The organism is Streptomyces sp. NPDC101776 (genome assembly GCF_044766845.1).
GTDB lineage: Bacteria > Actinomycetota > Actinomycetes > Streptomycetales > Streptomycetaceae > Streptomyces.
In genome coordinates, this window is the sequence record NZ_JBIWMV010000001.1 from 879,590 (window position 1) to 896,886 (window position 17,297).

At 71.2% G+C, this 17,297-nt stretch carries 16 protein-coding genes; 10 read left to right on the plus strand and 6 right to left on the minus strand.

Translation table 11 applies throughout. From position 1 onward, the window contains the following. Positions 1-335 precede the first annotated feature (335 nt). The 7 genes from ACIRRY_RS03805 (at position 336) to ACIRRY_RS03835 (ending at position 9,105) form a co-directional block, all read left to right on the plus strand. Positions 336-1,775 carry an FGGY family carbohydrate kinase gene (locus tag ACIRRY_RS03805; RefSeq protein ID WP_403967542.1) on the plus strand — a complete coding sequence of 480 codons (1,440 nt, stop codon included), beginning with the start codon at positions 336-338 and terminating at the stop codon, positions 1,773-1,775. Then, complete coding sequence (locus ACIRRY_RS03810) at positions 1,772-3,175, plus strand: FAD-dependent oxidoreductase (RefSeq protein WP_403967544.1); 1,404 nt, start codon at positions 1,772-1,774, stop codon at positions 3,173-3,175. Before ACIRRY_RS03805 ends, ACIRRY_RS03810 begins: the two co-directional genes overlap by 4 nt. After that, positions 3,172-4,434 carry an NAD(P)/FAD-dependent oxidoreductase gene (locus tag ACIRRY_RS03815; protein WP_403967546.1) on the plus strand — a complete coding sequence of 421 codons (1,263 nt, stop codon included), beginning with the start codon at positions 3,172-3,174 and terminating at the stop codon, positions 4,432-4,434. Before ACIRRY_RS03810 ends, ACIRRY_RS03815 begins: the two co-directional genes overlap by 4 nt. A gap of 90 nt (positions 4,435-4,524) precedes the next feature. Beyond that, positions 4,525-5,694: a low temperature requirement protein A gene (locus tag ACIRRY_RS03820; RefSeq protein ID WP_403967548.1), complete on the plus strand. Its 1,170-nt coding sequence runs from the start codon at positions 4,525-4,527 to the stop codon at positions 5,692-5,694. 121 nt (positions 5,695-5,815) lie between these two features. Further along, positions 5,816-7,012 carry an MFS transporter gene (locus ACIRRY_RS03825; protein ID WP_403967550.1) on the plus strand — a complete coding sequence of 399 codons (1,197 nt, stop codon included), beginning with the start codon at positions 5,816-5,818 and terminating at the stop codon, positions 7,010-7,012. Between the two features lie 22 nt (positions 7,013-7,034). Next, positions 7,035-7,409 (plus strand): ester cyclase, encoded by a 375-nt coding sequence (locus ACIRRY_RS03830; RefSeq protein WP_403967552.1) that lies wholly within the window; start codon positions 7,035-7,037, stop codon positions 7,407-7,409. Positions 7,410-7,485: 76 nt separating this feature from the next. Then, complete coding sequence (locus tag ACIRRY_RS03835; protein ID WP_403967554.1) at positions 7,486-9,105, plus strand: FAD-binding oxidoreductase; 1,620 nt, start codon at positions 7,486-7,488, stop codon at positions 9,103-9,105. Positions 9,106-9,182: 77 nt separating this feature from the next. On the opposite strand, the gene ACIRRY_RS03840 is transcribed toward ACIRRY_RS03835, so the two are convergent. From ACIRRY_RS03840 to ACIRRY_RS03865, 6 genes are read right to left on the minus strand one after another with little or no spacing between them, the layout of a single operon-like run. Beyond that, positions 9,183-10,016 carry an SDR family NAD(P)-dependent oxidoreductase gene (locus ACIRRY_RS03840; protein WP_403967556.1) on the minus strand — a complete coding sequence of 278 codons (834 nt, stop codon included), beginning with the start codon at positions 10,014-10,016 and terminating at the stop codon, positions 9,183-9,185. 17 nt (positions 10,017-10,033) lie between these two features. Then, on the minus strand, positions 10,034-10,483 hold the full coding sequence (locus tag ACIRRY_RS03845; protein ID WP_403967558.1) for a VOC family protein: 450 nt from the start codon (positions 10,481-10,483) through the stop codon (positions 10,034-10,036). Positions 10,484-10,493: 10 nt separating this feature from the next. Beyond that, positions 10,494-10,865 carry a nuclear transport factor 2 family protein gene (locus ACIRRY_RS03850; protein WP_403967560.1) on the minus strand — a complete coding sequence of 124 codons (372 nt, stop codon included), beginning with the start codon at positions 10,863-10,865 and terminating at the stop codon, positions 10,494-10,496. Between the two features lie 42 nt (positions 10,866-10,907). Continuing rightward, entirely contained in the window at positions 10,908-11,726 is an 819-nt protein-coding gene (locus ACIRRY_RS03855) for an ester cyclase (RefSeq protein WP_403967562.1), read from the minus strand. A gap of 10 nt (positions 11,727-11,736) precedes the next feature. Next, positions 11,737-13,356, minus strand: coding sequence for a GMC family oxidoreductase (locus tag ACIRRY_RS03860; RefSeq protein ID WP_403967564.1), 1,620 nt, complete (start codon positions 13,354-13,356; stop codon positions 11,737-11,739). A gap of 26 nt (positions 13,357-13,382) precedes the next feature. Next, on the minus strand, positions 13,383-13,796 hold the full coding sequence (locus ACIRRY_RS03865) for a nuclear transport factor 2 family protein (protein ID WP_403967566.1): 414 nt from the start codon (positions 13,794-13,796) through the stop codon (positions 13,383-13,385). 319 nt (positions 13,797-14,115) lie between these two features. On the opposite strand from ACIRRY_RS03865, the gene ACIRRY_RS03870 reads away from it, so the two are divergent. Genes ACIRRY_RS03870 through ACIRRY_RS03880 form a run of 3 tightly spaced genes read left to right on the plus strand, consistent with a single transcriptional unit; the run spans position 14,116 to position 17,272 of the window. Beyond that, entirely contained in the window at positions 14,116-14,955 is an 840-nt protein-coding gene (locus ACIRRY_RS03870; protein ID WP_403967568.1) for a type 1 glutamine amidotransferase domain-containing protein, read from the plus strand. A 41-nt stretch (positions 14,956-14,996) separates the two neighbouring features. After that, entirely contained in the window at positions 14,997-16,673 is a 1,677-nt protein-coding gene (locus tag ACIRRY_RS03875) for a thiamine pyrophosphate-binding protein (RefSeq protein ID WP_403967570.1), read from the plus strand. A 5-nt stretch (positions 16,674-16,678) separates the two neighbouring features. Beyond that, on the plus strand, positions 16,679-17,272 hold the full coding sequence (locus ACIRRY_RS03880) for a DJ-1/PfpI family protein (RefSeq protein ID WP_403967572.1): 594 nt from the start codon (positions 16,679-16,681) through the stop codon (positions 17,270-17,272). The last annotated feature ends 25 nt before the right edge of the window (positions 17,273-17,297 follow it).

The following is a 17,297-nucleotide window of genomic DNA, read 5'->3' on the forward strand; positions in this document are numbered from 1 at the left end:
AGTCGTCACGTTGTCCACCTGCTCGAAGTGCGGGCATTGCGGTCGCGTCGGCCGGAACGGTTCTCCGACCGACGCGACCGCTCATCCTGCCGTATCCGGAGGGGGAGTTCGTACCTGGTCCGGGGCTGTGAGCACGGCTTTCGGACGATTGACTCGGCGAGCTCGGAGTTCAACCAGGCCCCCCTGACACCTACTGCCGCGGAGATGCTCTCCGAGAGGGCGCTTCATCCCCAACTCCGTAGATATATCCACGAGTTGATCGATGATCAGAAACGCTTGACGTGGTGTGCGGCCCGGCGGCAGGCTGTCGGGCGTTGATCTACGAGAGGGGTGGTATGACGGGTCCGGTACTCGCCGTCGACCAGGGAACATCCGGCACGAAGGCCCTGGTGATCTGTCCCGAACGCGGCGTGATCGGCACCGGGTTCGTCTCGGTGGGGAACCGTCGGCTGCCGGGCGGCCTGGTCGAGGCCGACCCCGAGGAACTGTACGAGTCGGTGATCGTCGCCGGGCGTCGCGCGCTCGCCGAGGCCGACGAACCCGTGACCGCGCTGGGCCTCGCCAACCAGGGCGAGACGGTACTCGCCTGGGACCCCGACACAGGGATGCCGCTCACCGACGCACTCGTCCGGCAGGACCGCCGGGCTGAGAGCGTGTGTGCCGAACTCGCCGAGCACGGCGACGAGTTGCGCCGGATCACCGGTCTGCCGCTCGACCCGTATTTCGCCGCACCCAAGATGGCCTGGATCCGGCGCCACCTCACCCGGGACGGCATGGTCACCACCAGCGACTCCTGGCTCGTCCACCGCCTCACCGGCACCCATGTCACCGACGCCGCGACCGCCGGCCGCACCCAACTCCTCGACCTGGACAAGGCCGCTTGGTCGCCCCGCGCGCTCGACCTCCACGGACTCCTGGACGAACGTCTCCCGGGAGTCGTCGACTGCGCCGGGCCCATCGGTACGACCACGGCGTTCGGCGCGGAGATACCCCTCACCGGACTCGTCGTTGACCAGCAGGCCGCGCTGCTCGCCCAGCGCGTCACCACGCCCGGTGCCGCCAAGTGCATTTACGGCACAGGGGCGTTCCTGCTCGCGCACACCGGTGACACACCCCGGCGCGGCGACTCCGGACTGGTGAGCTGTGTCGCCTGGCGGCTCGGCGGGCGGACCAGTTACTGCCTCGACGGGCAGGTGTACACGGCCGCGTCCGCCGTCCGCTGGCTCACCGATCTCGGCGTCATCACCGGCCCCGCCGACCTGGACCGCGTGGGCGGCGCGGTACCGGACGCGGGCGGTGTCACCTTCGTGCCCGCCCTCGCCGGGCTTGCCGCCCCCTGGTGGCGCGGCGACCTGCGCGGCTCCCTCACCGGACTCGCCCTCGACACCACCTCCGGACACCTCGTGCGCGCCCTCTGCGAGGGCCTCGCCGCGCAGGTCGTCGAACTCGCCGAAGCCGCCGCGACCGACCTCGGCACCCCCCTGGACGTGCTGCGCGTCGACGGCGGCCTGACCCGCTCGGCCCTGCTCATGCAGACCCAGGCCGACCTCCTGCAACGCCCGGTCGAGGTGTCCGCGCTGCCCGACGCGACCGCCCTCGGCGTGGGCGCCCTGGCCCAACTCGGCGCGGAGCCGGGGCTGACGCTCGCCGACGCCCTGCCCGACTGGAAACCCGCCGCCGTCTACGAACCACGCATCACCCCCGACCACGCGGCCGAACGCCTCGCCGCCTTCCGCACCGAAGTCACCGCCCTGCTCGACCGGGCACCCGTATGACGGTCACGGTCAACGGACCGCTGCCGTCGGGGAGTTACGACGTGGCGCTGGTCGGCGCGGGAGTCGTCGGCTGCGCGATCGCCCGCGAACTCGCCCGCCGTCCACATCTGCGCGTGGCCCTCGTCGAGGCGCAGGACGACGTCGGCCAGGGCACGTCGAAGGCGAACACCGCGATCCTGCACACCGGCTTCGACGCGGTACCGGGCTCCCTCGAAGCCCGCCTCGTCCGCGAGGGCGCGCGCCAACTCGCCGTGTACGCACGTGAGTCGGGCATCGCCGTCGAGCCCGTCGGCGCGCTGCTCGTGGCCTGGGACGAGGAACAGCTCGCCGCGCTCCCGCACTTGGCGGAGAAGGCCGTACGCAACGAATACCGTGCCACCCGACTGATCGAGCCCCCCGAACTGTACGAACGCGAACCGCACCTCGGCCCGGGTGCGCTCGGCGCCCTGCACGTGCCCGGCGAGAGCGTCATCTGCCCCTGGACGACGACCCTGGCGTACGCGACCCAGGCCGTCCGGCACGGGGTCGACCTGCACCTCAACTCACCGGTCGGCGGGATCAGTTCGCGCGAGGGCGAGCACCTCCTCAGCACCGCCCGGGGAACCCTCCGCACCCGCTGCCTCGTCAACGCGGTTGGACTGCACGCCGACATCCTCGACCGCCGCCTGGGACACCACGACTTCACCGTCACCCCGCGCCGGGGCCAGCTCATCGTCTTCGACAAGCTCGCCCGCGACCTGCTCCACCACATCCTCCTGCCCGTCCCCACGGCACGCGGCAAAGGAGTCCTCGTCACCCCGACCGTCTACGGCAACCTGCTCCTCGGGCCCACCGCCGAGGACCTGGACGACAAGCGGGCGACCGGTTCGACCGCCGAAGGCCTCGCCCTGCTGCGGGAGTTGGGCGCGCGGATCCTCCCCGCGCTCCTCGACGAGGAGGTCACCGCCGTCTACGCCGGTCTGCGCGCCGCCACCGAACAGGACGACTACCGCATCACCGCCCACCCCGAGCAGACGTACGTCACGGTCGGCGGCATCCGCTCCACCGGCCTGACCGCGTCCCTCGCCATCGCCTCCCACGTCACCGCGCTGCTGGCCGACATGGGCCTCGATCTCGGCCCGGCGCGGGACCTGGCACCGGTCCGCATGCCGAACCTCGGTGAGACCCACCCGCGCCCCCACCGGAACGCCCGACTCGTCGCCGCCGACCCGGAGTACGGCACCCTCGTCTGCCACTGCGAGCGCGTCTCGCGCGGCGAGATACGGGACGCGTTCACCAGTACGGTGCCACCGCGCAACCTCGACGGGCTGCGCCGGCGCACACGGGCCCGGGCCGGGCGCTGCCAGGGGTTCTACTGCGGTGCGGCCGTACGGGAGTTGTTCGAGGGGGCCGGGGCGTGACCCGCCCGACGCGCGATGTCGACGTCCTCGTCGTCGGCGCAGGGCCTGCGGGACTCGCCGCCGCCGCACGCCTCGCCGCCGCCGGAGTCGCCCGGGTCGAAGTCCTCGACCGGGAACAGCAGGCCGGGGGAGTGCCCCGGTACTGCCACCACGGCGGCTTCGGCACCTGGACGCATCAGCTCACCGGACCCGCGTACGCCCGTCTGCTCCACACGGCCGCCGTACGGTCCGGTGCCGTCGTCCGTACCGGGACCACGGCCCTCGACTGGGCGGGGCGGCTCGCCCTCGACACCACAGGTCCGCAGGGTCCGGAGACCGTCCGCGCGCAAGCCGTCGTCCTCGCCACCGGTGCCCGCGAACGACCGCGCGCGGCCCGGCTGGTGCCGGGCACTCGCCCCGACGGGGTCTACACCACAGGGGAGTTGCAGCAGGCGGTGCATCTCCACGGGCAGCGGATCGGGACCCGGGCCGTCGTGGTGGGAGCGGAGGGCGTCTCCTACGCCGCCGCCGACACCGTACGGGCCGCCGGGGCCCAAGTCGTCGCCATGGTCACCGAGTTGCCCGTCCCCCAGACGGCAGCCGCCCGCGCCCACGACGCCCGCCTCCGCCACCGCGTCCCGCTCCTCACCGACACCACGGTCACCGAACTCCTCGGCCACGGACGGCTGTCCGGCGTCCGCGTCCGGCACCGGGACGGCCGTAGCGTCCAACTGGCTTGCGACACGGTCGTGTTCACCGGTGACTTCGTGCCCGACCACGAACTCGCCCGGCGGGGACGCCTGGACCTGGGCCCCGGCAGCCGCGGCCCCGTCGTCGACGGGGCCTTGCGCACCTCCCGGCCCGGTGTGTTCGCCGTCGGCAGCGTGCTGCACCCCGTGGAGAGCGCGGCCACCGCCGCCCGCGAGGGGGCCCATGTCGCCGCCGGTGTACTGGAGTTGCTCGCCGGGGCCGAGTGGTCCCGAGCCTCCGTTCCCCTCCTCGTCGAGGCGCCCCTGCGCTGGATCGCCCCGCACCGCGTCGCCCCGGGCGACGACCGCCCGTACGTCCTGCGGACCTCGGCGCTGGTGAACCGGCCGGTCCTGCGCGTCGTCCAGGACGGGCGGCCGCTGCATCAGGAGCGGCCGCGGACGGCCGTAGCGCATCTCGCACTGACCTTGCGGGCGGCCGTACCGCATCGCACGCTGACCCTGACGGCGGGCTGGACCCGGCTCGTCGACCCGACGGGCGGGCCGGTGCGGGTGTCGCTCTCCGGGCGCTGAGTTCGGACAACCGGGCGCTCAACCTGCCGCAGTAGGTGCCCACTTCGCACATTTCGCGCTGCTCGGGCCTGCCCGTGTCCCGATACGACGATGACCGACGCAACCACGACAACGACCGTCCCGGCCGTTCAGGTGCGCGACCGGGCCACCTGGGCGGAGCTCTTCTTCGATCTGGTCCTCGCGTTCGGCGTGGGCCAGATCGCGCACCTGCTCGCCGGACACGCCACCTGGCCCGTGCTGGGACAGTGTCTGCTCGTGCTCGTCCCGCTGTGGTGGGCCTGGGTGGACGTCGTCATGGCGATGAACGCCGTACAGGAGACCAGTCTGCAACGGGTGTTCCTGATGCTGACCGCGCTCGCCGTCTACGGCATGGCCGTCGCCGCCCCGCAGGCCCTCGACGACCGGGAACAGGCGCTGCTGTACGCGGGCAGCTACCTCGCCCTGCGCCTGCTCATCGGCGAGGCCATCCGCCGAGAGTGCGCCCTCTACACCATCCACCCCTATCGGGCCGGACTCGCCTTCGCCCTCGTGCTGTTCGCCGCCGCCAACCTCCCCGCCCCCTGGCGCGTGGTGTGCTGGGCGGTCGCGGTGGTCGCCGAGCTCGCGGCACCCGTCCTGCTGAGCGGCCATCTGCGGCGGCTGGCCTTCGGCGTCAACCATCTCCCGGAAAGATTCGGCCTGTTCATCATCATCGCCCTCGGCGAGAACATCTTCTCCGTCGGCGCCGGAGTCGCCAAAGGCCCGCTCGACCCCGTCAGCCTGACCGCGCTCGTCCTCGCCTTCCTCATCGGCTGCGCCCTGTGGTGGCTCTACTTCCACCTCGTCGCCTCGGCCGTCGCCCACGCCCTGCGCACCCACCCCACCCCCGCCGTCGTCGTCCGTGACGTCCTCAGCTACGGCCATCTCGTCCTGGTGGCAGGGCTGTTGCTGGTCTCCGTCGGCGCCGTAAGGACCGTGCACGACCCACTGCGGACCCCGCACTCCGGAGCCGCCGGACTGCTGCCCGTCGGCGCGGCCCTGATCCTGCTGACGTTCTGCTACACACGCCGCCGGATGTTCGGCGCCGCGTCCGCCACCCGCTTCTACTGCGGCCTCGTGCTCCTGGCCGCCGCCGCCGTGGCACCCTTCCTGCCGGCCCTCGCCGTGCTGGCCCTCACCTCCCTGCTGCTCCTGCTGGTCAACGGCGTGGAGCACTGGCTGATCAGCTCCGGCCGCCGGGTGCCGCTGGTGCTGCGCTCACGCTCGTTCGGCACGACCTGACGTAGTGCGGGGCCGGACCTCGGGCAGTGCCGGGGTCCTCCTCGCGACGCGCGCGAGGGGTCACAGGGCGCTCCTACGGTCACCGTATGCAACTTTCCCGTTCGGAAGAGGAGGTGGCGTGATGCCGAACCGCAACGCCTTACCGGCCTTGCTGTCGCTGTCACTCGGCTACTTCAGCCTGGGGACGATCTCGCTGGCGGTCGTCGGCCTGGGCGGTCCGATCGGGGACGATCTGCACGTCCAGCCCGCCGCGGTGGGCATCCTCGTCACCGTCTTCGCGCTGACCTTCGCGGTCTGCGCGCCCAGCGCCCCCATCCTGCTGCGCCGGTGGAACCGCAAGCGCGTCCTCCTCGTCGGCATCGGACTGCTCACCGTCGGCGCCGCCCTCGGCGCCCTGGCGCCCAACTACGGCTTCCTCACGGCCACTCGGGTCCTCGGCGCGATGGGCGCCGCCGTCTTCGGACCCGGCGCCTCGGCGGCCGGCGCGCTCATCGTCCCGCCGGAGCGCAGGCAGCGGGCGCTGGCCACCGTCTTCGGCGGCATGACGGCCGCCGCGGTGCTCGGCGTGCCGCTGGCGTCGTTCCTCGGCGGCAGCCTCGGCTGGCGTCCGGCGCTGCTCGGCGTGGCCGCGCTCTCCGCGATCGCCTTCGTGACGGTGTTCGTGTTCGTCCCCGAGATCCCGGCCGGCGAACCCCCCACCGTGCAGGCCTACCGGGGCGCGCTGCACACCCCCGCCACCGTGGCCACCGTCTCGACGACCCTGCTGTTCATGGCCGCCCAGTTCACCGTCTACGGCATCGCGGGCGCCTATCTGAAGGACCGCTTCGACGCGTCGTCCGGACTGATCTCGGTGACCCTGCTCGCCTTCGGCGTGATCGGGGTCGCGGGCAACGCGTCCGCGCCGAGGATCGCCGAACGGATCGGCGGCGAGCGCACCGTGGGCCTCGCCGTCGGCGGTCTCGCCCTCGGCTTCGCGCTGCTGCTGGTCGCCCCGCACTCCACCGCCGGGCTCGTGTTCTTCGCGTTCTGGGCCTTCTTCAGCCAGCTGTACCAGGCCCCGCAACAGGCCCGGCTGGTCGAACTGGTGCCCCTGCAACCGGGGTTGATCCTCGCCCTGAACGCCGCCGCGCTCTACCTCGGGATGAGCCTCGGCAGCTTCATCGGCAGCTCCCTGCTGCCGGGCGTGGGCGCGGGCCCCATCCCGGCCGCGGCCCTGGGCGTGCTCGTCCTCGCCGCGCTGGCCCATCTGCTCTCCGTCCGGCAGGCGTCGGCGGCCAAGGCCGCCGAGCAGCCCGCCACACCCGTACACATCAGTTAGATCAGTCAGTCAAGGAGAACTCATGAGCAGCCACCAGGTGCACTTCGTCAGCGAATACCTGGAGACCGTCTGGAACCAGGGGCAGACCGACCTGGCCGACAAGTACCTGGCCGCGGACCTCATCCAGCACAACCCGAACCTGCCCGACGGACGGGAGCCGCTGGTCGAGTTCATCAAGGGCTTCCGCAAGCAGCTCCCCGACGCCCGGTTCGAGATCAAGCGCGCGGCGGGCTCGGGCGAACTGGTCTTCGTCCACACCCACTTCCGTGCCACCGCCACGGACCGGGGCTCGGTCGTCGTGGAGATCTTCCGGCTCGAAGGCGGACTCATCGTCGAGCACTGGGACGTCCGCGACGAGATCCCGGAGACCACGGTCAGCGGACACGACGTCGTCTGACCCCCTCAACCCCTGCCGCCCAGAAGGCTCCTGGCCTCCTGGGCGGCAGCTTTTTTCCGTGACAGAAGGAGACGCAGTGACACGACAACCACCCGACCGACGCCCGTCGGCCGCTCTCACCCGGCGCGGCCTCCTCGGCACCGCGACCGCCGTGGGGATCGGCGCGGCCGTGGTCCCCACCCGCGCCCTGGCCGCCGACGCCACCACCACCCCCGCCGCGGTCACCGTCAACGCAGCCGACCCCCGCTATCTCGACCTCACCTCCCGCGGCTACAACGCGAGATTCACCGCCGCCCCCGACTCGATACGGCTCGTCCACACCACCGCGCAGGTGGTGTCCGTCGTCCAGGAGGCCGTCGACGCCGGCAAACGCATCGGCGTGCGCGGCGGCGGGCACTGCCTGGACGGACTCGTCGACGACCCGGACGTACGCACACTCGTCGACATGTCCGAGATGGACACGGTCCGCTACGACCCCGCCCGCCGCGCCTTCCTCGTCGAGGGCGGCGCCACCCTCGGCCACGTCTACCGCACCCTGTACCTGGAGTGGGGCGTGTCCCTGCCCGGCGGGACCTGCCCGACCGTCGGCGTCGGCGGCCATGTCACCGGCGGCGGCTACGGCGCGATGTGCCGCCAGTACGGTGCCGTCGTCGACCACCTCTACGCCGTCGAGGTCGTCGTGGTCGACGCCTCCGGCACCGCCCGTGCCGTCGTCGCCACCCGCGAGGCCGACGACCCGCACCGCGACCTGTGGTGGGCCCACACGGGCGGCGGCGGAGGCACCTTCGGCATCGTCACCCGCTACTGGTTCCGCGCCCCCGACGCCACCGGCACCGACCCCTCGACCCTCCTTCCGAGACCGCCGAAGACCCTGCTGAAGTCGACCGTCGCCATCAAGTGGAGCGACCTGACGGAGGCCGCCTTCACCGCGCTGATCGCGAACCACGGCGCCTGGCACGCCCGCAACAGCGTCGCCGGTTCCTCCTACGACAGCCTGCACAGCGTCCTGATCCTCTACAACCGGATCCAGGGCAGCCTGGTCCTCAACACCCAGATAGACGGCACCCGTTCGGACGCCTCGGCCCTCCTCGACGCCTACGTCACGGCGGTGACCGGCGGCATCGGCGTCCCCTACACCGACGCCCGCTCCTCCTGGCCCTGGCTCAAGACCACCCTCAAGGACCCTTACGACACCGGCCTTTACAACCGCACCAAGTCCAAGGGCGCCTATCTGCGCCAGGGTTGGTCAGCCGCCCAGGCGAAGACCCTCTACGGCTACCTCTCCGACGCGGCCTACGACGGGCACGCCGGCATTCTGCTCTACTCCTACGGCGGCAAGGTCAACACCGTGTCGCCCACGGCCACCGCGCTCGCCCAGCGGGACTCGATCCTCAAGGCCAACTTCACGACGTACTGGCCCGATCCGACCCAGGACGACCGGCACGTGGCGTGGATGCGCGCCCTGTACCGCGACCTCTACGCGGACACCGGCGGGGTGCCGGTGCCGAACGACACGAACGACGGCTCCTACATCAACTACCCGGACACCGACCTCACCGACCCGGCCTGGAACACCTCCGGCGTGCCCTGGGGGACCCTGTACTTCAAGGGCAACCTAGTCAAGTTGCGTCAAGTGAAGGCCACTTGGGACCCCGGCAACGTGTTCCATCACAAGCTGTCCGTCACCGTGAACTAGCACCCGCACACCACGAAGCCCCCGCCTCGCGTGCACGAGGCGGGGGCTCGGTGTTCCGGTCGCCCGGTTCGGGTCGTTCAGTTCAGGTCGGCCGGGAAGCTCACCCCGGTCAGCGACTCGCTCAGCGCGCGCAGCCGGGCGCGGTCGCGCTCGTCGTAGGCCTGGGCGCCCGCCCGGGACCGCTGGGTGCGGTTGAAGTAGGCGCCCGTCACGGTGTCGAGGGATGGGTCGGTGATCATGCGCAGGGTGCTGTGCACCCCCTCCTCGACCGTGGACTGCGGGGTGAAGAGGTTCACCACCATCTTCGTCGGCATGTACGACGCCGGGTGCAGGGCGTTGACCGTCACCCCGGTGCCGTGCAGCCGCTCGGCCAGGTCGAAGGTCAGGCTGATCTGGGCGAGCTTCGCCTGGCAGTAGGCCTGCACCCCGTCCCAGTTCCGCTCCAGCATCACGTCACGGAAGTCGATCGGCGCCTGGCCCGCGGAGCTGACGTTCACGATGCGGGCCGGGGCCGAGCGCACCAGCAGCGGCGCGAGCCGGCAGCTGAGCATGTAGGCCGCCAAGTAGTCGACCTGGAAGGTGAGTTCCAGTCCGTCCTGGCTCTCGTGGCGGGCCAGCTCGACCCCGATGCCGGCGTTGTTCACCAGCGCGTCGAGCCGGTCGTGGGTGGAGAGGATCCGGTCGCCGAGCTTGCGGATGTCCTCCAGCGAGGAGAAGTCGGCCAGTTCGTAGCTCAGCCGTTCGTTGCCGGTGGACGCGCGCAGTTCCGCCAGCAGCTCGGCGCCCTTGGTGGCGCTGCGGCCGTGCAGGATCAACGACGCCCCCTGCGCGGCGAGTTCACGGGCCAGCTCACGGCCCATGCCGTCGGTGGCGCCGGTGAGGAGGATGGTCTGGTCGGGGACGGGCCTCATGGTGGTGCACTCTCCTGTCAGGCGTACGTGGCCAGTTCGTCGGTGGACTGATCGGTGTATCCCTGGCTGACCTCCAGCACGACGCCGTCCGGGTCGGACACCCACACCGTCCTCCAGCCGGGGATGAACGCGTCGAAGGCCAACGGGCCGAGCAACGGCTCCAGTTCGCCCCCTGCGGCGGCGAGGAACGCGTCCACGTCGTCGACCTGGAACGCGAGATGGCGTGCCGTGCCGGGGTTGTCGGGACCGTCCTTCGCCGTGGTGAACAGGGCGTCCGCGTCCGTAGCGAACAGCTCCAGATAGACGGGGCCGTTGCGCAGGAACACCACACGGACCCCGTCGGCCTCCACCACCCGGGCCCGGGCGAACCCGAAGTGCCGGGTGTAGAACTCCTCCGTGGCCTTCTGGTCACGGCAGTTGAGGCCGACGTGCGACCAGCGCAGGCCGGCCGGGGCGGCGGTCGTCATCGGTGAGCCCTCATTTCCCGGTGATCGCGGCGAACGGCACACTGTCGTGGAAGTTCGCGAAGTACGTGATGAGGCCGCCGGTGACGTGGAAGTAGTTGCACACCTTGGCCTCGACGGTGACGCCGTCGTGGGTGCGGCCGGTGATGTCGGAGACCACCGCGGCCTGCTCGCCGTCCACGACCACGTGCCGGGGGACGTTGGCGAAGGAGGCGTACATCTCCGGGAAGCCCTTCATCATCTCCCGGAGGGTCTCGCGGCCCTCGACATGACCGGCCAACTGCTCGTCCATGGTCTGGTCGACGGCGAACAGGTCGCACCAGGCGTCCCACTCGCCGGAGTTGGCCAGCCGGTAGTACGTGTCGACCACTTCTCGGGTGTTCATGCGCCCGTCCTTTCCTGTGGCTGTTGCGGGGTACGGGATCGATCAGGGGAGCGGGACGCCGACCTGGCGCATCAGGCCCGCGGTGTCGGCCTGCACCCAGCGCTCGACGACCTTGCCGTCCTCCAGCCGATAGACCTCCAGGCTGGTCCAGGAGACCTCCTTGCCGGTCGGCTCCTGGCCGAAGAACGGGGCGATGTGCTTGCCGTGGAAGGTGATGTGCATGATCACCTTGTCGGGCGTGGCCGGGTACAGCGCGTCGAGGTGCACGCTGAAGTCGAGCCCGTCGTACGCGCCCTGGATGATTCCCTTCAGTTCCGCCAGGCTCTCGCAGCTCCACGCCGGGTTGTTGTCGTGGAAGGTCGGCCCGAACAGGTCGTCGAGGTCGTCCAGGCGGCGGTGGTTGACGGCGTCGCTGACCTGCTGGACGACGGCCAGGTTCGAGGCGTCGGAGGAGATCTGCTCGCGCAGTCCGAGCATGTCGTCCTGCGCCCAGCGCTCCACGAAGAGGCCGCCCCGGACCCGCCAGATCTCGGTGGTGGACCACTCCACCTTGCGGCCGGTGGCCGGGAAGCCGAGCAGCGTGCCGAGGTGGGTGCCGGTCAGCTTGACCCGGGTCAGCACCCGGTCCTCGCCGAGCGCCGACAGCTCCTCCAACTCACCTTTCAGCTCAAGGGTGTTGTACGCCCCGCGCAGCGCCTCCAGATAGGAGTCGAGGCCGTTGGTGTCGAACCCGGGGTGATGGTCGGTGAAGTCGGCGGCGATGACCCGGGGGATCTCCGCCAGATCGCCGGAGTTGAACGCTTCGAGGAAGCGCCGGTACAGCCGAAGGTTCTCCTGCTGGTTCTGGTCGAGGTCGGACATGCTGCATCCCCTAGCTCAAGTGGACGTCGGACAGGGACGGTTGGGAGTCGGCGGCGGTGGCGGCCTCGCGGACGAACGCCGCCGCGCGCTCGCCGATCAGCACGGCCGGCGCGTGTGTGTTGCCCGCGGTGATCGACGGCATCACCGACGCGTCCGCGATCCGCAGCCCCGCGATGCCGTGCACGCGCAGCTCCGGGTCCGTGACGGCGTCCGTGCCCGTGCCCATCCGGCAGGTGCCGGCCGGGTGCCACAGGGTCGTCGCGTTCGCGGCGATGTACCGGCGCAGTTCCTCGGGCCCGGTGATGTCCTTGCCGGGGCCCAGTTCGTCGCCGCGGAACGGGTCGAAGGCACGGGTGGCGGCCAGCTCGCGCGCCAACCGCACGCCGTGCACCAGGACATCGAGGTCGGCGGTGGAGGTGAGGTAGCCGGCGCTGATGACGGCGTTGGACTCGGGACTGCTGTCGCGCAGTCGCACCCGCCCCCGGCTCTGCGGCCGCAGCGCGATCGGCGCGAAGGTGAAGCCGGGCCCCTCCCACTGGTCGGCGGGTGCGTCGGCCGGCAGGAACTTGATGGGACCGAACGTGAACTGGAGGTCGGGGGAGTCCTCCGGACCGGCCTCGCGGGTGTGGGTGAACAGCCCCGCCTCGGACAGCAGCGCCCCGTCGGGGTGCTCCCGCAGCGACTGGTAGCAGATCGGCACGAACAGGTGGTCCTGAAGTCCGGCGCCGACCCCGGACAGGTCCTGGACACAGCGGATGCCGTGCTCCCGAAGGTGTGCGGCCGGGCCGATCCCGGACAGCATGAGCAGCTTGGGCGTCTCGAACGCCCCGGCGGACACGATGACTTCACCCTCGGCGCGCAGTTCGCGCCGGGTGCCCTCGTGGACGTACTCGACGCCCGTGGCCCGCGTCCCGGAGAGCAGCAGCCTGGTGACCAGGGTGTCCGTCAGCACGGTCAGGTTGGGGCGCCCGAGGGCCGGGCGCAGATAGGCGTCGGCGGTGCTGCACCGGTGGCCCGCGTCGTCGCGGAACGTCTGGTACAGGAAGCCGAAGCCCTCCTGCCGGGCGCCGTTGTAGTCGCCGTCGGTGTTCGTGGCGTACCCGAGTTCACCGGCACCCTCCACGAACGCCCGGGCGATGGGCGCGGGCCGGTCGAGCTGCCGCACCCGGACGGGACCGCCCGCGCCGCGGAAGGCGTCGGCGCCGCCCGAGTAGTCCTCGGCCTTGCGGAAGAACGGCAGGACCTCCTCGTACGACCAACCGGTGGCGCCCTCGGCGACCCAGCGGGTGTAGTCGTGGCGGCTGCCGCGCACCCACATCAGGGCGTTGACGGAACTGCACCCGCCGACGACCTTGCCACGGGCCACGGGGACACGGCGGCCCTCCATGCCCGCCTCGGACTCGGTGACGTAGCCCCAGTCGATCTCGCCGCGCCACTCGGCGGTGAGCAGCGAGAGGACCGAGGCCGCGTCAGCCTGATGGATCTCGGGGCGCTCGTCCCAGCCGCCCGCCTCCAGCAGGACCACGCTCACGGACGGGTCCTCGCTCAGCCTGGCCGCGACCGCGCAGCCGGCCGAGCCGGCGCCGACGACGATGTAATCGGCCCCGAGGGGCACCGACTTCGACGGCATGTCAGCCTCCAAAAGGTGACGGGGAATCAGATGGCGGCCGGCTCGCCGACCCGGTAGTCGACGATCAGCGGACGGGCACCCGGGGCGGGGCGCTCCAACTGCCACTTCTGGTTGATCCGGAAGGACGAAACGGTGCCGTCCGCGGTCGACTTGGCGGTCCACACGACCGTGACGTCGAGGGCGATACGGGTGCCGTCCTCCTGCCGGGTGACGTTCTCGACGGTGTGGCTCTGGTCGGTGTAGGCCGCGCCGACGGCCGTGTACCAGTCGAGGAAGTCCGCGTGGCTGTACAGGGTCCGCTCCGGGAAGGCCATCACCAGGCCCTGGTCGGCCACGAAGGGCAGCAGTTCCTCGACCGGCGCGTGCTCGCTCAGCAGGTCGTACCAGCGCTGCACGAACTCGGCGATCTCCCGGTCGGAGCCGGTCTGTTCGCTCGGCATTGAATGTCTCCGCTCATCGGGGTTCCGCTCCCGGGGTCCGGAAGCGACACACGACCGATGACCCCACAACCGCGCCCGCCCCGGCCGCCCGTGCGCGAGGACGGGCCGCACTGTGCGAAGTCGCCGCCGGAGCTGCGGCAACTCCCGGCGGACGCGCGCGGGTTCACGGGTCGAAGATCGATGGCCAGGACATGCCGTAGTGCGTTCGGCCACTTGAGGATGTGCCACGACCCGGGCCCCGCCGACGACCGGCGCGAACGACCGCGACGTACACAGGAATCCGCCAGCCGGCACCGTCCCGCCGAACGGGAGGAACCCCGTGAGCAAGCGCATTCTGGTCGTCCTGTCCGAATACGGTTACTGGGGCGAGGAGTTGATCGGCCCCCTGGAGACCTTCGACCAGGCCGGCTATCACGTCACCTTCGCCACCGCCACCGGCAAGCGCCCGCACGCGCTGCCGCCGAGCCTGGACCCCGAGTACGTCGACCCGCCGCTCGGCCGCTCCGTCACCACGCCCGAGACGGCGGCCAAGGTGCGGAAGGTCGAGGCCTCGGACCGGCTCGACAACCCGCTCGACCTGTCGTCCTGGCTGCCCGACCGGCCCTACCGGTCCAAGCCGTACTTCCTGCGCGACTGGGAGGCCTACAACTCCCGTCTGGAGCAGGTGCGTTCACAGATCGCCGACCGCTACGACGCGCTGCTGATCGTCGGCGGCAGCGGACCGATCGTCGACCTCGCCAACAACTGGCGCGTCCACGACCTGATCCTCGCCTTCCACGCCCTGGACCGGCCGATCGCCGCCGAGTGCTACGGCGTCGCCTGCCTCGCCTTCGCCCGCGACCAGGAGACCCGGGTCTCCCTCATCCGCGGCAAGCACGTCACCGGGCACTGCATCGAGTACGACTACAAGGACGGCACCGGCTTCCTCGGCACCGACTTCGTGATGGGCCCGCCGCCGTACCCGCTGGAGTACATCCTGCGCGACGCCACCGCACCCGGCGGCGCGTACCACGGGAACTTCGGCAGGACGACCTCCGTCATCGTCGACTACCCGTTCATCACGGGCCGTTCGACGCCCGACTCCTATCTGACCGGACAGAAGACCGTCGAGGTCCTCGAAGAGGGCCTGCGGCAGTGGGGGTTCACGGCGACCGCCTGAGGCCGCCCCGACGCCCTTTGCTCCGACGAGAGGTGAGCACGATGGACAGCAGGCCCGCGCGGATCGCGCTGCTCGAACAACTGCAGGCCGAAGGGGTCCGGTTCATGTTCGGCAACCCCGGCACGGTCGAGCAGGGGTTCCTCGACGAACTGCGCTCCTTCCCCTCGATCCAGTACATCCTGGCCCTCCAGGAGTGCACGGCCGTCGGCATGGCGGACGGCTACGCACGCGCCACCCGCACCCCGGCGGTCCTGCAACTCCACTCCGGAGTCGGGCTCGGCAACGGCATCGGGATGCTCTACCAGGCGATGCGCGGCCACGCCCCGATCGTCACCCTGGTCGGCGAGTCCGGACTGCGCTACGACAGCATGGACGCGCAGATGGCCGCCGACCTGGTCGGCATGGCCAGGCCGGTGACCAAGTGGGCCACCCGCGTGGTCGATCCCGACTCCACGCTGCGCGTCCTGCGCCGCGCCTTCAAGGTCGCCGCGACCCCGCCGTACGGTCCGGTGCTGGTCGTGCTGCCCGCCGACGTCATGGACCACGACACCGCCGAACCGGTGGCGCCCGTGTCCTACCCGGAGACGCGCAGCCTGCCGACCCCGGACACCGTGGCGAAGGCCGCGGCCCTGCTCGCCGACGCCCGCAAGCCGATCGTCATCGCCGGTGACGGGGTCCATTTCGCGGGCGCGCAGGCCGAGTTGGGGCGGCTGGCCGAGGTGTGGGGCGCCGATGTGTACGGCGCGGACTGGGCCGAGGTCAACCTCTCCGTCGAACACCCCGCCTACGCGGGCCAGTTGGGCCACATGTTCGGCGAGCAGAGCCGGAAGATCACCGGCGCCGCCGACGGTGTCCTCGTCGTGGGCACCTACGCGCTGCCCGAGGTCTACCCGGCCCTCGACGGCGTGTTCGGGGCCGGCGTCCCGGTCGTGCACATCGACCTCGACCCCGGCGCGATCGCCAAGAACCACCCCGTCGACCTCGGCATCGTCGCCGACCCGAAGGCCACCCTGAGCCTGCTCGCCGACGCGCTCGGCCGGGAGATGGGCCTGGGGCGGCGGACGGCGGCCGTCGAGCGGCTGCGCCGGCACGCCGCGCAGCGCTCGGCCGCGCTCGCCGCGGCCGACGCGCGGCAGGAGGCCACGGCCACGGCCCTGGAACTGCCCACCATCGCGCTCGCCCAGGAGTTCGCGCGGCGGCTGCCGCCGGACGCGATCCTGTTCGACGAGGCGCTGACCGCGTCCCCGGAGATCTTCCGGCGGCTCGCGCCGACCGTGCCGGGCCAGTGGATGCAGACCCGCGGCGGCTCCCTCGGCGTCGGCATCCCCGGCGCGCTGGGTGCCCAACTCGCCCATCCCGACCGCACGGTGGTCGGCTTCACCGGCGACGGCGGCAGCATGTACACCTTCCAGGCACTGTGGACGGCGGCCCGCTACGGCCTCCCCACCAAGTTCGTCATCTGCAACAACGGCAGCTACAAGCTCCTTGAGGACAACATCGAGGAGTACTGGCGGGACCAGCACATCCCCGCCCACGAACAGCCCGAGATCTTCGACCTGAGCAGCCCGGCCGTCGACTTCGTCTCCCTCGCCGGCTCGCTCGGCGTGGCCGCCCTCCGGGTCGAGAAGCCCGGGCAGGCGGAGGAGGCCGTCGCGCAGGCGCTCGCGCACCGCGGGCCGTTCCTCATCGACCTGGTGACCGCCAAGGGGAAGGGGTAGTCGCCGTGCGACTGACCGGTCACAAGATCGCTGTCCTGATGGAGAGCGACTTCTACGAGCCCGAGATCCTCTACTACCGGTACCGCTTCCCCGAGGAGGGAGCCGAGGTCCACTTCCTGTCCCGGCTGTGGGGCAACGAGCAGATGACCTTCCAGGGCCATGAGCACCGCATGCCCTTCGAGGTCACCGAGTCCTTCGAGGACCTCGACGAGTTCGCGCTGAAGGAGTACTCCGCGATCATCGTCCCCTCCGGGATGGTCGCCGACCGGCTGCGCTTCACCGAGGACCCCCAACTCCTGCCGCCCGCCTCCCAGTTCCTGCGCCGCGCGTTCGCCGACCCGGCGATCCTCAAGGGCATCATCTGCCACGGCATGTGGCTGGCCGCACCCGTGCAGGGCCTGATGCAGGGCAGGCGCGCGGTGGTGCACAACAACCTGCTGGGCGATCTGCGGAACATGGGCGGCGAGTACGTCGACCAGGACGTCGTCATCCACGACGACCTGGTCACCGGCCGCACCGGCAACCACTGCCACCTCTTCGCACGGACCATCATCGACCTGCTCGCATCCCGGACGCCGGCCCCGACCGGGCTCCGCTGACGGGATCCGAACGGGAGGAGTCGAC